This window comes from Chitinophaga polysaccharea (assembly GCF_902150045.1).
In the GTDB taxonomy this organism is placed as follows: domain Bacteria; phylum Bacteroidota; class Bacteroidia; order Chitinophagales; family Chitinophagaceae; genus Chitinophaga; species Chitinophaga polysaccharea_A.
This window is the reverse complement of sequence record NZ_CABFVU010000001.1, coordinates 2694309-2710523: the sequence shown is the minus strand read 5'-3', so window position 1 is coordinate 2710523 and position 16215 is coordinate 2694309. Positions and strand designations below refer to the sequence as shown.

Annotated in this window: 18 protein-coding genes; 13 read left to right on the top strand and 5 right to left on the bottom strand. The window is 45.8% G+C overall.

Features of this window, described 5'->3' with window-relative positions; genetic code table 11:
• Positions 1-31: 31 nt before the first annotated feature.
• Together murA and FN124_RS11105 are read right to left on the bottom strand one after the other, a co-directional pair.
• Positions 32-1342 (bottom strand): UDP-N-acetylglucosamine 1-carboxyvinyltransferase, encoded by a 1311-nt coding sequence (murA, locus tag FN124_RS11110; protein WP_142684787.1) that lies wholly within the window; start codon positions 1340-1342, stop codon positions 32-34.
• Complete coding sequence (locus FN124_RS11105) at positions 1339-2061, bottom strand: DUF4290 domain-containing protein (RefSeq protein WP_142684786.1); 723 nt, start codon at positions 2059-2061, stop codon at positions 1339-1341. The genes murA and FN124_RS11105 overlap by 4 nt, the downstream gene beginning before the upstream one ends.
• Positions 2062-2202: 141 nt before the next feature.
• Here FN124_RS11105 and FN124_RS11100 point away from each other — a divergent pair, with 141 nt between their 5' ends.
• Entirely contained in the window at positions 2203-2955 is a 753-nt protein-coding gene (locus FN124_RS11100; RefSeq protein WP_142684785.1) for an SDR family NAD(P)-dependent oxidoreductase, read from the top strand.
• Positions 2956-3062: 107 nt separating this feature from the next.
• Positions 3063-3770, top strand: a complete 708-nt coding sequence (locus FN124_RS11095) for an alpha/beta fold hydrolase (RefSeq protein WP_142684784.1) — start codon at positions 3063-3065, stop codon at positions 3768-3770.
• A 5-nt stretch (positions 3771-3775) separates the two neighbouring features.
• Here the strand turns inward: FN124_RS11095 and FN124_RS11090 are convergent, their stop codons facing one another.
• Together FN124_RS11090 and FN124_RS11085 are read right to left on the bottom strand one after the other, a co-directional pair.
• Positions 3776-4705 (bottom strand): tryptophan 2,3-dioxygenase family protein, encoded by a 930-nt coding sequence (locus FN124_RS11090; RefSeq protein WP_142684783.1) that lies wholly within the window; start codon positions 4703-4705, stop codon positions 3776-3778.
• A gap of 63 nt (positions 4706-4768) precedes the next feature.
• On the bottom strand, positions 4769-5236 hold the full coding sequence (locus tag FN124_RS11085; protein ID WP_079471223.1) for an Lrp/AsnC ligand binding domain-containing protein: 468 nt from the start codon (positions 5234-5236) through the stop codon (positions 4769-4771).
• Between the two features lie 499 nt (positions 5237-5735).
• On the opposite strand from FN124_RS11085, the gene trmB reads away from it, so the two are divergent.
• The 10 genes from trmB (at position 5736) to FN124_RS11035 (ending at position 12520) form a co-directional block, all read left to right on the top strand.
• The gene (gene trmB / locus FN124_RS11080) at positions 5736-6443 is read left to right on the top strand and encodes a tRNA (guanosine(46)-N7)-methyltransferase TrmB (RefSeq protein ID WP_142684782.1); all 708 of its coding nucleotides are present in this window, start codon (positions 5736-5738) and stop codon (positions 6441-6443) included.
• Positions 6415-6618, top strand: coding sequence for a C1orf53 family protein (locus FN124_RS11075; protein ID WP_142684781.1), 204 nt, complete (start codon positions 6415-6417; stop codon positions 6616-6618). The genes trmB and FN124_RS11075 overlap by 29 nt, the downstream gene beginning before the upstream one ends.
• Positions 6545-6976 (top strand): MGMT family protein, encoded by a 432-nt coding sequence (locus FN124_RS11070; protein WP_142684780.1) that lies wholly within the window; start codon positions 6545-6547, stop codon positions 6974-6976. Before FN124_RS11075 ends, FN124_RS11070 begins: the two co-directional genes overlap by 74 nt.
• Before the next feature lie 35 nt (positions 6977-7011).
• Positions 7012-7455: an IPExxxVDY family protein gene (locus FN124_RS11065; RefSeq protein WP_142684779.1), complete on the top strand. Its 444-nt coding sequence runs from the start codon at positions 7012-7014 to the stop codon at positions 7453-7455.
• 84 nt (positions 7456-7539) lie between these two features.
• Positions 7540-7770 carry a 4a-hydroxytetrahydrobiopterin dehydratase gene (locus FN124_RS11060; protein WP_142684778.1) on the top strand — a complete coding sequence of 77 codons (231 nt, stop codon included), beginning with the start codon at positions 7540-7542 and terminating at the stop codon, positions 7768-7770.
• 20 nt (positions 7771-7790) lie between these two features.
• Positions 7791-9875, top strand: coding sequence for a histidine kinase (locus FN124_RS11055; protein ID WP_142684777.1), 2085 nt, complete (start codon positions 7791-7793; stop codon positions 9873-9875).
• Positions 9876-9908: 33 nt separating this feature from the next.
• On the top strand, positions 9909-10664 hold the full coding sequence (locus FN124_RS11050; protein WP_185937162.1) for a LytR/AlgR family response regulator transcription factor: 756 nt from the start codon (positions 9909-9911) through the stop codon (positions 10662-10664).
• 255 nt (positions 10665-10919) lie between these two features.
• Positions 10920-11555, top strand: coding sequence for a TetR/AcrR family transcriptional regulator (locus tag FN124_RS11045; protein WP_142684775.1), 636 nt, complete (start codon positions 10920-10922; stop codon positions 11553-11555).
• A 63-nt stretch (positions 11556-11618) separates the two neighbouring features.
• Positions 11619-12224 (top strand): outer membrane beta-barrel protein, encoded by a 606-nt coding sequence (locus FN124_RS11040; RefSeq protein WP_142684774.1) that lies wholly within the window; start codon positions 11619-11621, stop codon positions 12222-12224.
• 122 nt (positions 12225-12346) lie between these two features.
• The gene (locus tag FN124_RS11035) at positions 12347-12520 is read left to right on the top strand and encodes a quinol oxidase subunit 4 (RefSeq protein ID WP_209856581.1); all 174 of its coding nucleotides are present in this window, start codon (positions 12347-12349) and stop codon (positions 12518-12520) included.
• 68 nt (positions 12521-12588) lie between these two features.
• Here FN124_RS11035 and rho read toward each other — a convergent pair whose 3' ends face one another.
• Positions 12589-14304 carry a transcription termination factor Rho gene (rho, locus tag FN124_RS11030; RefSeq protein ID WP_142685536.1) on the bottom strand — a complete coding sequence of 572 codons (1716 nt, stop codon included), beginning with the start codon at positions 14302-14304 and terminating at the stop codon, positions 12589-12591.
• A 446-nt stretch (positions 14305-14750) separates the two neighbouring features.
• On the opposite strand from rho, the gene asnS reads away from it, so the two are divergent.
• Positions 14751-16190, top strand: a complete 1440-nt coding sequence (gene asnS / locus FN124_RS11025) for an asparagine--tRNA ligase (protein ID WP_185937161.1) — start codon at positions 14751-14753, stop codon at positions 16188-16190.
• Positions 16191-16215 lie beyond the last annotated feature (25 nt).

The following is a 16215-nucleotide window of genomic DNA, read 5'->3' as shown; positions in this document are numbered from 1 at the left end:
ATTTGGGTTCTGAAGAAGTATGAACAGGTGTTTATACTCTCTTTATGTCTGCTCCCAGTTTTCTCAACCTTTCGTCGATGTACTGGTAGCCACGGTCTATCTGGTCTATATTCTGAATAGTGCTTTTCCCTTCAGCGCTGAGTGCAGCGATCAGCAGGGATACGCCGGCACGGATATCGGGCGATGACATGGTGATACCGCGCAGGTTATGCTGGCGGCCCAGGCCGATCACAACGGCACGGTGGGGATCGCATAAAACGATCTGTGCGCCCATGTCTATCAGTTTATCCACGAAAAACAACCTGCTTTCGAACATCTTCTGATGGATCATCACGCTGCCTTTTGCCTGTGTGGCCACTACCAGCACAATGCTGAGCAGGTCTGGTGTAAAGCCGGGCCAGGGATGATCTGAGATAGTAAGAATGGAACCATCCAGGAATGTCTGTATTTCATAGGAATCCTGGGAAGGGATATAGATATCATTTCCCTTGATTTCCATCTGAATGCCTAACTGGCGGAACTTTTCAGGTATAATGCCGAGGTTATCCACACCGGCATTTTTGATCGTGATCTCGCTTTGCGTCATGGCTGCCAGGCCAATGAAAGAGCCGATCTCGATCATATCGGGGAGCATGCTGTGCTCGCAGCCGCCCAGGTACTTTACGCCTTCAATGGTGAGCAGGTTAGATCCCACACCGCTGATGCGGGCGCCCATGCGGTTCAGCATTTTACAAAGCTGTTGCAGGTATGGCTCGCAGGCCGCATTGTAAATGGTGGTGGTTCCTTCTGCCATTACCGCTGCCATTACAATATTGGCGGTACCGGTAACGCTTGGCTCGTCCAGCAGCATATAGGTGCCTTTGAGCCCTCCGGAAGTTTCCAGCCGGAAATAATTATCATCCGCATCGTACACAAACCTGGCTCCCAGTTTCTCGAAACCGATGATATGGGTGTCCAGCCTGCGACGGCCTATTTTATCGCCACCCGGTTTAGGAATGAAGGCTCGCCCGAACCTTGCGAGCAGCGGGCCTGCAATCATTACCGAGCCTCTCAGGCGGCCTGATTTCTTTTTAAATTCGGGGCTTTCCAGGTATTTCAGGTCTACTGCATCTGCCTGGAATTCGCAGGTATCCCTGCTGATACGGTTTAATTTTACGCCAGCATCTCCCAACAGCTCTATCAGCAGATTTACATCTACGATATCCGGAATATTAGTGATAGTAACCTTTTCGGGGGTTAGCATCACGGCACTGATGATTTGTAAAGCTTCGTTCTTGGCACCCTGGGGTATAATTTCTCCCTTTAAGCGGTTGCCGCCTCTTACTTCAAAAGCACTACTCACTTGTTCCTGTTTTTGTTGTATTTGTTATTGTGCTTATTGCTATTGTCCCGGCTTTTACCGCCGCCGCTATTACTGCTATTGCTGCTTTTGAACTTGTTTTGCTGGAAGTTTTTGCGCTTGCTGGAGCGGAACTGTTCACCGGCGCCGGCTACATTGCCGCTTGGGGGGAAGTTTACAGGGCCTGCAACATGGGCAGTATGGCCAGGATGATATTCCAGCTCATTGTTTGTGATGGCCAGTAATTCGGCCTTAATAGCATCGTCATGAACACTTTCCTTGTGCCAGTTGCTATATGCCAGCTTCATGTAGTTCCCGATACACTGGGTAAATCCTTCTTTCTTTTCAGGATTATCTTCATGTACTGCTTTATCGATGATCATTTCCAGGTTTTTACCGAAATGGCGGTTCCTGGGATATTTTTTAGGATAAGGAAGTCTGTCGGGCTTGGCTCTCAGCTTTTCAATAGTGGGGATTGGATATGGGGATTCCACATTCAGGGTAAAGCCGGAGATGTTAAAAATATGATCCCATAATTTATGCCTGAAGTCTTCCACATTACGTAAATGCGGGTTCAGCGTACCCATCAGCTCTATTACAGCCATAGCATTACGCTGGCGCTCTTCGTCGTCTTCTATGGTTACCAGGTACTCCACCATTTTCTGGATATTCCTGCCATACTCCTTCATTATCAGGTAATTGCGCGTGGTATTATATTCCATTACTAGTATTTAAAAAAAATTGATTTGATGATGGGACATCTTAAGTGAAGAAAATTAATCGGCAACATCTATGCAAACATAATAAAAAAATACGAGGAACATTTCATCGGGCTGTATTGTTTATAGAGCAAAAACATTGTTATGGTGCAACTGAAAAACAAGGTGGCGCTGGTAACAGGCGCAGGTTCCGGTATTGGTAAATCTGTGGCAGAGCTGTATGCCGCCAACGGGGCGGCTGTAGTGATCAGTGATATTGATGAAAAAGGTGGAAATGCCGTGGCAGAGGGCATAAAGAGCAAAGGCGGCAGGGCTGTTTTCATAAAATCGGATACCGGCAGCCCAACTGATTGCGGGCAGCTGGTAGCTCAAACCCTGGCAGAATTCGGGCAGCTGGATATTGCCTGTAATAATGCCGGTATTGGCGGGGCAGCGGCTCCCACCGGGGAATACAAGCTGGAAGACTGGCAAAAAGTTATCAACATAAATCTCAACGGCGTTTTTTATGGTATGCGGTATCAGCTTCCTGTTATGGAAAAGGCCGGCAGCGGGGTGATTGTAAACATGGCCTCTATCCTGGGCGCCGTTGGCTTTGGAGGGTCCTGCGCCTATGTGGCTGCCAAACATGGCGTGGTAGGGCTTACCCAGGCGGCGGCACTGGAATATTCTGCCAAAGGCATCCGGGTAAACGCCGTGGGACCAGGATTTATTGAAACCCCATTATTAACCAAACATCTGAGCCAGCAGGAGATGCAGGCACTTGTGGGCCTGCATCCCATAGGCAGGTTAGGCAAGCCGGAAGAGGTAGCGGAGCTGGTGCTGTGGCTCAGCTCCCCGCAATCGTCTTTCGTAACCGGCAGCTACTATCCCATTGATGGAGCATACCTGGCCAGATGATTGGTAATGTTGTTTTCCGGGTATTCAGGGAGATAAAAATTGTTATCTCCCTGAAAAATTCAAACAATCAAACAGGCAATTCCCGAAATGTTTGCTAGTTTTAGTCAATGCAAACACATAAACTCCCCATACTTTTTTTACATGGCGCCCTGGGCGCCGCTTCTCAATTTGAGCCATTGGCTGCGGCAATGTCTGAACACTATGATGTACACCTGATCAGTTTCAGCGGGCATGGCAATATGCCTTTTTCAGAGCAGGGGTTCAGTATACAGGTATTTGCGGCGGAAGTATTATCCTATCTTGAAAGCCATCAGCTCGATTTTGTGCACATTTTCGGATACAGCATGGGCGGGTATGTAGCCATGTACCTGGCCAGGCATTACCCTGAAAAGACCGGGCGGGTGATCACGCTGGCTACTAAATTTAACTGGAATGAGGCTACTGCCGGCAAAGAGGTGCGGCAACTGAATCCGGATCTGATCGAGGAAAAGGTGCCGGCCTTTGCCAGGATACTGGAGGCCAGGCATACTGCGGGCGAGTGGAAAACGGTGGTGAAGCGTACTGCGCAGCTGATAGAAGATCTGGGGCACCAGTCGCTGCTGAAACCGGCAGATTATGCCCAGATAGTGACCCCGTGTATGCTGATGATGGGTGACCGTGACAATATGGTATCTTTCCAGGAAACCATTGAAGTATACAAAGCCCTTCCGCTGGCACAGCTAACGGTGATGCCGGATACGGCACATCCGTTGGAAAAAGTGGATGTGCCGTTGCTGGCATATTATTTAAGAAGATTTACAACGCAGCAGATCTGACATCATTATTCGCCCATAGCGATTTTGCCCCAGTTATTAAGCTCTTCTTCCGTCCACAGTGCGGGGAAGAAAACGATGCGCTTATTTTTCGGGGGCAGGAATTGCTGCCAGTTGGTGCCACCGGTGGCGGCGATGTCTTCCGGTCTTTTATGCAGGTATCTTACTGCTGATCTGTAGTGCATGAGGGGCCAGCGTACGTTTACATTGAGATCATATTCCTTTAGCAGCGGAATTAATTCCGTTTGCGCTTCCGGACTGAGCTTATTATAGCTGGCAAGCAGGTTATTGTCTTTATACCGGGTAGCCAGTTGCAGGAAGGTATCCATATATTTCAGCTCAAACTGGCGCAGGGTAAGTGTTTTTTTACCGGTAGCCAGTTCGGTGGCGCCGCTTCTCCAGTAAATTTTGTCCAGTACATCTTTCAGGTCCAGGCTTTCCACTTCCGGGCGCTGAGCCTCATACACCAGGTTATTTAACCGGGTAGAGCAGATCTCGATCATGCGGAACTGTCCACTCTGGAATCCACTGGCGGGTAACAGCGCCATGCGGAATTGCAGGAACTGTTCCTTGTCCATCCCATCTATCATTATTTCAAATGAGCTGATAAGACTGTGGAAATAATTGTTGATCCTCTTAAGCTGGGTTTTAAATATCTCAGCTGTCAGTACAGGTGCAAGGCTGATTTGTTCGATCGCCTGCAGCGTTAATTTCAAATACAATTCCGTGATCTGGTGATAGATGATGAAAATCCTTTCATCAGGAATTGGTGTGCGCGGATGTTGCAGGTTGAGCAGCACATCCAGCTGAATATAGTCCCAATAAGTGAGGTAGTCCGCGTACAGAAGGCCATCCAGGTAAGATGCCAGGTTTTGACCCATGGCGGCATACTTTTCCTCCAGCCGTTGAATTTTCTCGGCAATTTCTGTTGTAACCATAGCGGAAATTAATCATTAAGAATGAAATAGTAACAGGGTAAACTCTTCATTCTTAAAAACCAATTATTCCACTACGTTAATTGTCCGGTAGAAGCTTTCTTCGAGTGAGATCAGGGTTTCAGTTCTTTCAATGCCTTTTATTTTCTGCAATTCATCGTGGAGGATACGGCGAAGCTGGGTAATGTCTTTACAGATGATTTCTGCAAACATGCTATAGCTGCCTGTTGTATAATTAAGGCGTACCATTTCAGGGATTTTCCTCAGTTCTTTAGCTACGGTATCATACATAGAGCTTTTTTCAAGATAAATGCCGATAAAAGCGATCACATCATAGCCGATCATTTTTAAATCTACATGTAATTTAGTACCTTTAACTACACCCAGTTCTTGTAATTTCTTCATTCTCACGTGGATAGTCCCGCCGGAAACGAACAATTTCTTCCCCAGGTCGGCGTAGGAGATCTCAGCATTAGACATCATCTCGCTGATAATCTGCAAATCTAGTTTGTCAATATTCAAATTGTGGCTCATTTTTACAATTTGTTTTTGAATGTTTTAAAGTTATATGCAAATATTTAAAAAATATCGAAAATTCCAAAATTCTTCTTAAAAAATTTGCAAGAAAGTCACCTTCTCTTTAGATTTGCATCATAATCATTACGAAAACGGCTAACGAAAAGCAATAGCTGGTAACGGTTTGAACACATTGTGGGATGATGAAATTGGCAGACATGCCCTCTTGTCTCGGGGGTGGGGATCACAGGATAAACGTAGTATAATTGGGTTGACCACTAATCTTACTTGTGCTATAGCTAACTGCCCCGTGGAGGTTCGACTCCTCCTCCTACAGCTTAATTGGTTTAAAGAGCTCGTAAGTTATTATGCTTACGGGCTTTTTATTTTATATTATGGTCCTTTATAATATAAATATGGGTTATCAGGCAGAAACTCCCGTTTTGATATATCCCACAGGAACACCGGTTCCCTTTATCCCTCCCCCATTCAAAAAATCGCCCTATTTTTGCCGCAAATGGGACAAAAAAAACTACAACGATTTGCTGAAATCGAAACCTTCCCCAATGTATTGATATACCCGGAAGGTATGCAGGGAAAATGGAATGAATTCTTCAAAAACAGCCACCCTGTTACATTAGAACTGGCCTGTGGTAAGGGAGACTATACACTGGGCATGGCCCGGCTGTTCCCCGAACAGAACTTTATAGGCGTGGATCTCAAAGGCAACCGTATCTGGAGAGGCGCCAAAACCGCCCTGGAAGAACCGCTTCCAAACGCCGCTTTCCTACGCACACAAATAGATAAGCTTAATAATTATTTTGCACCGGGAGAAATAAAGGACATCTGGATCACTTTCCCAGACCCGTTCCTGCGTAATTCCAGGTCAAAGAAAAGATTAACGCATCCCAGGTTCCTGCAGCTGTTTCAGCCATTGCTGGCGCCGGGGGCTACCATTAACCTGAAAACAGATTCACCGCAGCTGTATGCCTTCACACAGGAGGTGATTACAGCAGCAGGATGTACACTGATAGAGGATATCCCGGACGTATACGCCTTGCCGGAAGTACCGCCATTGCTGAAGATCCAGACCTTTTATGAAGGAATGCACCTGGCAGATGGCAGAACGATCCGCTATCTTAAATTTAAATTGCCTGCCGCCCCGCTGAACTGGCAAAGCATTAAACTGCCTTCTGATGAAGCAACCGTTGGTGGAGAAGATTGACTTTTACTATAATGCCCAGGGCTATATGGTATTCACAGAAAAGTTTCACCTTAACCGGGGCTTCTGTTGTGGCAACGGCTGTAAGCACTGTCCTTTTGATTATGAAAAAGTACCCGAACCCGAAAGATCAGCACTCCTTGCCCGTAGAAGCGAAGAAGGAAAAGAAGGCCAATGAGCCTGTTTCTTTTTTTGAAACGGTTTTTAAGATTGCACGTACCATACCACGGGGCCGCGTTACCTCCTATGGCGCCATTGCCGACGCGTCCGGTTTAAAACTTACCGGCCGTATGGTAGGCTGGGCAATGAATGCAGCCGGCAGCGCCAAGCCGGCGGTTCCTGCACACCGCGTGGTAAACAGCAAAGGCGAGCTAAGCGGACGGAGTCATTTCGCTACTCCTACCCTCATGCAGGAATTACTGGAGCAGGAAGGCATAGTAGTAAAAGAAGATAAGATAGAAAATTTTAAAGCCGTATTTTGGGATCCGGGACAACCTTCAAAGCCTCTGAAGAAGGCCGGTAAAAAGAAAGCATAAAATATTTCAGACAGGGTGAAGCACTCTTTTTCTATATGACAATACTCAAGCTCAAACTGGACAACGACCAATTGGCAGAGGACTTCTTCGACAGTTCCTACATAATAGGCATTGCGTCCACCGCGCGGGATTATCAATTGTGCTGGCATATAAACCGGCAGCTGCACACCAACTTCCGGGTAAATAATAACCTGGAGATCACCCTGTCGAAGAAAACAAGATCGTTTCATTTCCCTGTATTTGATTTTCACGAACCAACCAACTCGGTAGCGCACTACCTTTATAATAACCGTTGCCAGGCAGAATTCCTTCTCCCCGAGCTGAAACAGATCAATTTCCTGTGGATGGTAAAGGGCGATTACTATCAACCTGGCGATGTAAAAAAATTATTAGAAGAATTACGCCTTGTTCCGCTTGTACAATTAGTATCTTTACTTGATATCAGAGATATCAAAAATAAGATGAACCTTATTTTTTAGAACGGGCACTACGCATCAGCGATAATATTTTTGACCAGATTCCATGACAGACCCCGATGTTTTACTTTTAAATTCCTGATTTTTATGTGGGAAGAAAGAAACAAACAGCTTTACCGGGCTTTTGAATTCAAAGACTTTCGGGATGCATTTGCATTTATGACCAAAGTTGCACTGATTGCAGAAAAAATGGACCATCATCCCAACTGGAGCAACATTTATAATAAAGTGGAAATATTCCTGTGCACACACGATGCCGGTGATATCATCACCGCTAAGGATGAAGCAATGGCAAAAGCTATTGACAAATTGCTATAACCAAACTCATATTACACTTTGTGAAGCGCATTATTCTAATGCTGCTGTTGTATTGTTACACTGCAGGATCCTTTGCCAACGTTGATCATACCCCAGTAGACACACTGATAGCCGATACCGCTTTCGCTCCTGCGAACCTGGATCTCAGGCCTTTTATATACGTGCTGACAGCTGATCAGCAGCACCTGACGCCAGAGCAGGCTGCAGCCATGCCTTTTACCCGGCAGGAAAACATCTTTCATAATAATCCCAAAAATAACGGGCGGGTAAATAATTGCTGGTTACGGCTTACCATAAAAAACCAAAGCAATAAGTCGCTGTCGTGCCACCTTTTTTCCGGCTGGCACGACTATATGTACTGGTACTCCCAATCGCCGGGCGACAAGCCCAGGCAGCTGATGCAAACAGGTTTAATGCTGGACGACGGAGGCGTGGAAAGATGGGCCCACTACGCCTTTGCAGTACAGGTGCCGGCCGGCGGAATACGCACCTTTTACCTGCACGTTGTTAACAAATCATACAACGAAGGCCCCCTGATGCCGGCGCTTTTCAGCACCGAAGCCTACAGCGCTTTCCGGGATTACCAGCTGAACGGCTTTCGCAAAGAAGCGGTAGTGATCCAGGTACTGCTGGGCATGCTCCTGGTATTCTTCAGTATTTCCGTTATCAATTATATCCAGCTGCCCGATAAGTCGTATATCTACTTTGCAGTTTATATCCTGGGACTGATCCTCTTCTTTGCCCTGCGGCTGGAAGACAAGCCCTACCAGTTGTCTTTTTTCCACCGCTGGCCAATGCTGAAATATTACTGGGATATTCCCGGCCTGCTGTTTTGTTTTTACCTGATGTACCTTTTATTTGGCAATGCCTTCCTGAATCTTACAGAAAGGTATCCCTTTATGGAAAGGGCCTTTACCTGGGTAGCCGCTATTGTGGGCGGACTGATTATTTTATGTTTGTATTTTATCAGGATAGGCCAGTACCAGATGCCTACCATTATATACAGCTATGTATATTTTGTAACGCTGGTGCCCCTGCTGGCGGTATTTGTGGCGCTGGCACGGCGCTCCCGCCATCATCCGCTGGTGCGGTTCTTCCTGTATGGATCGGTATGTTTATACCTTGCCTGCCTGGGCTCCTTCCTGATGCATGTGCGGCCACTGGGGCTGCTCAGCGCCCTGGGTGAACTGGCTGCTCCCACTATCCTGCTGATAGGCGGCGTGCTGCTGCAGGCTATGTTTTTCCTGGCTGGATTAAGCTATCGCAATAAACTGGTGCACCTGGAAAGAACACGCACACAGGAGCTGCTGATCAAACAGCTGAATAAAAACAAGGAGCTGCAGCGGAAGCTGAATGAGCAACTGGAGGAACTGGTAAAGGAACAAACCACTGAGATCCTGCGCAAAAAGCAGGAGCTGGAAGAGCAGCGGAAAAAGCAACTGGAAACAGAGTATGATAAGAAACTGACTGAAATTGAGCTGAAGGCCATCCGTGCGCAGATCAATCCTCATTTTATATTCAACTGTCTGAATTCGATCCAACTGTTTGTAATGCAGCGGGATTACGAGTATGCGCAGAAATATCTTTCCGACTTTTCCTACCTGATCCGTAAAACGCTGGACTTCTCCCGGCGTAATTTTATATCCCTGGCAGATGAAATTACCTATCTGAATACTTATCTTGGGCTGGAAAAGATGCGGTTTGAAAACCGGATGGAGTATGAAATAGTGGTAGACCCCGTGATAGCCACTGCCGAACTGGAAATCCCCGCGATGCTGTTGCAACCTTATGTTGAAAATGCTGTAAAGCATGGCATGACGAACCCCCAACAGCCTACAGGTAAGCTTTCCATTTATTTTAACCAGGTGGCTTCAGATATGCTGGAGTGTGTGATAGCAGATAACGGAATTGGTATTGCCCGTTCAAAGTCGCTGCGGATGCTGCCAAAGCATCACCAGTCGTCTGGCATGGAAATAAGCCAGAACCGGGCTGAGTTGCTGAACAAAATGTATAATACAGAAATCCATATAGAAATTATTGACAGATCCTCTGAAGATGAATCCAGCAGCGGCACAATAGTGAAGATACTGATCCCCCAGTTATAAGTCAGAACTGTGTATCCGTTAATGTTACTTTTTATGATAAAGGCTATTATAATAGATGATGAAAGAAACAGCCGGGATATCATTGCCCTGATGCTTGGTAAATACTGTCCTGAAATTACCATTGCCGATATGGCCTCCGATTGTGCGGATGGCATAGAAAAAATAAAGGCACATCGCCCCGAATTGGTATTTCTTGACCTTGAAATGCCCGATGGTACCGGTTTTGATGTACTGGCCGGCACCTTGCCGGATATTCCTTTTGAAGCGGTATTCGTTACCGCATTTGAAAAAAAGTTCCTTCATGTGATCCGTTTCAGTGATGTAGAGCTGATACTAAAACCTATTGATAAAGAAAGCCTGCTGCAGGCAGTGGCGCTGATAACAGAACGGATTAACACCGGTGGCAGTAAAGACCGTTACCGGGTGTTGCTGGAAAATTTCAATAACAGTAAGCCTGTGGCCTGGCAGCTGCTGATCCCCGCTATTAACGGAGATCAGCATACAATTAAGATCCCGGCTATTGAATACCTGGAGATAAAGGGCGATAACTGCCTGTTTATGTTAAACTCTGGTGAGCTGATCACGGCAGCACAATCGTTCCGTTACTATGCTGATCTGTTTGCCTCTCTTCAATTTTACCAGATCAATAATAACCAGATGATACAGTTGTCCAACATCAGCCGGTTAGACGGGCCTTCCGGCAAAGTATTGCTGAAAAGCGGTACTACACTGGATATCAGCGAAAAGCGGCAACGCGATTTATTACACAAAATGACGCATCCCCATTAGCACATTTTCGTGTATCCATGAGCGGTAATTTTATATTTTCGATTTTTCCAGGGAGATGTTTTCGATTCAGTTAACAATTTGCCAACGTTTTTGTGAACGTGTACCCATTTCCGTGTCTTTACTTCCGTTTTAACAGGTTGCGCGAAGAGTACGTAACAATTTCTTAACAAAAAAATTTGGTGTTTTTACTTTTGGTTGTACATTTGACCCGCAAAACGAAATAGTCAAACAGTCAGTTTTGCTTGTAACAACACCATGGCAGAACAGGACCTGAAACGAACGATGATTCTGGAGGCGGCGTTAAAACGCTTCAAGCGGTTTGGGTTAACTAAAACTACCATGGAGGAAATAGCCAGGGACCTGGAAATTTCAAAAGGCTCTTTGTATTATTATTTTTCCGATAAAGAATCCATCTATGTGGCGGTGGTAGAGCGTATGATAGCCGATTGTTTTATAGACATGTCGGCATATGTGGAAGAGGCGCCATGTACCTCGGATATAGTAAACCGCTACCTGGCGCTGAAGGAAAAGATGTTGCTGGAGTATCATTTTCTGTTTGGTGTAAACGAATGGATAAAGGATGTTCCATCCAGCCGGATGCGGCAAACGATTGAGTTATTGCAGCAGGTAGAAATTTCCTTCCTTTCCGCTACCATTTCAAAAGGGGTAAGCAGCGGGGAGCTCAATAAAGACACGGATACAGAGCTCACAGCACAGCTGCTTGTAAATGTATTATTCGGCTTATGGGTAATATGGTGCAAGTGGCAGGCAGCAGGTTTTGATCCATATGATCGCGAAGCGCTGAAATGCTTCATGGATCGTGAAAAGCAAGTATTAACCATTTTTTTCAATGGTTTACGATATCGACCAAACATCAGCAAGGATTGCTAGAACGTATGTAGAAGAACCAATAACACAGGAATAGTTTTAATGAATATTTAAATTTAACGACAGATGAAAAAGTTGATTGTAATGGCCGCAGTAGCACTGTTTGGCACACAAGTAGCAAAGGCTCAGTTTTCGAAAGGCGATGTAATCTTAGGCGGTAATCTGAATGTTTCTACTACCTCAAACAAAGTAAAAGACGCAGACGACAAAGACACCAAAACCCGTTTTGGCGTTAGCCCTAAAGTAGGTATGGCACTGAACCCTAACTGGGTAGTGGGTGTATTTGCAAAAACCTCCTTCGGCTTTGATAAGAACACGGCTGATGTTAAAACCAAAACTTACGATATCACTCCTGGTATCTTTGTTCGTAACTACCACATGATTGGCGAAAGCAAATTTGCATTCTTCGCTGAAGCAAATGCAGGTTACCATTTCGGACAGAAAAAAGTTGCAGATGTTAAAACCGATACTTACAACGGTTTTTCTGTAAACGTACTTCCTGGTATCACTTACTTCGTAACTAAACATTTCATGCTGGAAGGCGCTTTCGGTGGTTTGAGCTATGCTTATGACCAACATAAAACTGAAGCAACCGGTGTTAAAAACAACGTAAGCAGCTTCGATTTTAACTTCCCGAAAGAATTCTCCCTGGGAGTAAACTGGATATTCTAAGATATCACAGGATGTTTTATGTAAGACAGTTATAAGGTTAGATAGATTGGATATCCCGCTACAGTAGTACTGTGGCGGGATTTTTGCATTTATAGTGATAACTTCACAAAAATTAACCTGTCATGCGAAATCTGAAACCAGTACTGTCGCTTTTTGCAGCCGCCATAATTTTCAGTGGCTGTGTAACCACGCACCGAAGTGGCAATCCACATGGGTTACCGCCGGGGCAACAGAAAAAGATTTACGGCACCAAATCGGCTAAGCCGTTTGCACCCGGGCAACAGAAGAAACAATAACATCTTATAAAATAAAAACCCCGTTACGAATCCGTAACGGGGTTTTTATTTTATAGTATTACCTGTTCCTAGCTATTCATGGAGATCAGGAATTCTTCATTGTTTTTAGTACCGCGCATATGTTGCAGCATGAAGTGCATAGACTCATCCGTATTCATATCACCCAGGTGGTTACGAAGGATGTGGATACGTTTCAGGGAATCTTTATCCAGCAACAGGTCATCACGACGGGTAGAGGATGCAGAAACATCGATGGCCGGGAAGATACGTTTGTTTGCCAGTTTACGATCCAGCAACAGTTCCATGTTACCGGTACCTTTAAATTCTTCAAAGATCACCTCGTCCATTTTAGAACCGGTATCGATCAATGCGGTAGCCAGGATGGTCAGTGAGCCACCATGTTCTATTTTACGTGCCGCACCAAAGAACTGTTTGGGTTTCTGCATGGCGTTGGCTTCCACACCACCGCTCAATACCTTACCGGAAGCAGGAGCCACGGTATTATGCGCCCTGGCTAAACGGGTGATGGAATCCAGGAGGATCACTACATCATGACCGCATTCTACCAGGCGTTTCGCTTTTTGCAGCGCGATGGCGGATACTTTCACATGCTTTTCAGCCGGTTCATCGAAGGTAGAGGCGATTACTTCCGCCTTTACGCTACGTTCCATATCAGTTACCTCTTCCGGACGTTCATCGATCAGTACCACCATCAGGTAAATTTCAGGATGGTTGGTAGCGATAGCATTGGCTACTTCCTTCAGCAACATGGTTTTACCTACTTTAGGCTGCGCTACAATCAGTCCGCGTTGTCCTTTACCTATAGGCGTAAACATATCCATGATACGCGTGGAGTAGTTATTGGAAGTGGTGGTTAATTTCAGTTTTTCGAAAGGGAACAACGGTGTCAGGTAATCGAAAGGTACACGGTCGCGTACTTCTTCCGGCGATTTGTTGTTAATTGTTTCCACTTTCAGCAGGGCAAAGTACTTCTCTCCTTCTTTAGGCGGGCGTACAGAGCCTTTCACGGTATCGCCGGTTTTAAGACCAAAAAGTTTGATCTGCGACGGGGATACATAAATATCATCCGGGGAGCTGAGGTAGTTATAATCTGAAGAGCGAAGGAAACCATAGCCATCCGGCATCATTTCCAGTACGCCTTCACTTACGATAACGCCATCAAATTCTATATTGAAAACGGGTTCTTTCTTGTTAGGGAAGCGGTTCTTCTGTGCTGCAGGCGCAACCGGGATCTCACCGGGCACTACGAAATCATCCTCTTCTTCTTCCAGCTCGTCTTCTGCAGGAGGTATAACTACCACTTCTTCCTCTTCCGGCTCATCTTCGTCTTCTGTAAAAGAAGGGATAATGATATCATCATCATCATCGAAAGTAAGGGAAGGAATACTATCCAGGTCTATCTCAAAATCTTTTATTTTAGGTTTTGCTGAAGTGGCTGGTTTGGCCTCTTCCTCGTGATCTTTTGATTTAGTGCCGGTGGCTTTCTTTGCTGCGGGTTTCTTTGCAGCAGGTTTTTCTTCAGCGTGAGCAGGTTCTTCAGCAGCGTGGTTAGCTTCGTCTTTCTTTACAGGTTTGCGTTTACGTGCTTTCTTTTCGTCTCCGTTGGCTTGATTATCTTCTGAGGCTAATACAGCTTGTTTATCAAGAATTTTGTAGATGAGGTCCTGTTTGTTCAGTTTTTTTGCGTTGGGAACGTCCAGTTTCTCTGCAATATCAAGCAGCTCAGGAACGAGCATGTCGTTCAGTTGTAAGATGTCGTACATCATCTGTGTTGTCAAATTTTAGAAGTGTTGTGAGGCGGGTACCACTGCATACCAACATACACCAATTACAAATAATTGTTTTTGAGTCAATAAATTTAATTAGCTTATTAAATTTGATAGGGAATGATTGAGTTTAGGAACTGCTGATGAAGATGGAAAATGAACTTAATCAGGCAGAATATACCGCAAGATTAAAACAAGTTTTACTATTATCCAAAAATATTTAAGTGCAAAATGCCCCAAAGCTGCTTTAAAAAAGGCTTTTCATCCTGCTGTACCCGGCTATTGACCGCAGCTTCAAACCCTTGCTCATACTGGGGTGGCGCTTGTTTAGCCGCCTATTTTTAACATTTTCTTGGCTATCATGCCCCCGAAAAAGGCCGGCATCCAGACTACCTACTATGAAGTTTTCCACTTATTTTTGCAATCCTAAAAATATATATATTATGAGCCAAAGGGTGAAAGTCAAGCAAATCTTGTCGGACGACAAGACGCATTACGAAGTTACAGTTAAGGGTTGGGTGCGGTCATTCCGCAACAATCAGTTTATAGCTTTGAACGATGGCTCCACCAATAATAATTTGCAAGTAGTAATCGATACCGAAAATATGGATGCTGCGCTGGTAAAGCGCATCACTACCGGCGCGGCTATCAGCGCCACCGGTGAAATTATTCCCTCCCTGGGTAAAGGACAGAAAGTAGAACTGAAGGCGGCTACCCTGGAGATACTGGGCGACTGCGATCCGGAGAAATACCCATTACAGCTGAAAAACAAGCCCAGCCTGGAGTACCTGCGTGAAATAGCACACCTGCGTTTCCGTACCAATACTTTCGGGGCTATCTTCCGTGTGCGTCATGCATTGGCCTTTGCGGTACACCGCTTCTTTAACGAACGCGGGTTCGTATACCTGCATACGCCTATTATCACCGCCTCCGACGCAGAAGGAGCAGGCGAAATGTTCCGTGTAACCACGCTGGACATGAAAAAGCCGCCACTCACTGAAAACGGCGATATTGATTACAGCGAGGATTTCTTTGGTAAATCCACCAACCTTACCGTTTCCGGACAACTGGAAGGAGAACTGGGCGCCATGGCCTTTGGTGATATCTACACTTTTGGCCCTACCTTCCGTGCTGAAAACTCCAACACCGCCCGCCACCTGGCAGAGTTCTGGATGATTGAGCCAGAAATGGCCTTCTATGAACTGGAAGACAACATGGACCTGGCCGAAGCATTTATCAAGTCTGTGATCGGTTATGTACTTGATAACAACCGGAACGACCTCGACTTCCTGGCCAACCGCCTTGCGGAAGAGGAAAAACAAAAGCCACAGCAGGAACGCAGTGAAATGGGACTGATCGAAAAACTGGAATTTGTGCTGCACAACGAGTTTGTACGCATCACCTATACGGAAGCCATCGACATCCTGCAAAACAGCAAACATAATAAGAACAAGAAGTTCCAGTACCTGATCGAAGGCTGGGGCTCCGACCTGCAAAGCGAGCATGAACGTTACCTGGTGGAAAAACACTTTAAGAAACCGGTGATCTTAACCGATTATCCTAAAGAGATCAAGTCGTTTTACATGAAGCTCAACGACGACAATAAAACCGTACGGGCAATGGATATCCTGTTTCCCGGCATCGGTGAAATGGTAGGCGGTTCACAGCGTGAAGAGAACTACGATAAACTGGTAAAACGCATGGAAGAAATGCATGTACCCGTAGATGAACTGAGCTGGTACCTGGATACCCGCCGTTTCGGCACAGCGCCGCATGCCGGCTTTGGCCTGGGCTTCGAACGCCTGATGCTGTTCGTAACTGGTATGACCAACATCCGCGATGTAATCGCCTTCCCGCGGACACCAAAGAGTGCGGAATTTTAATTCATGCACACCGCGGATGTTGTCT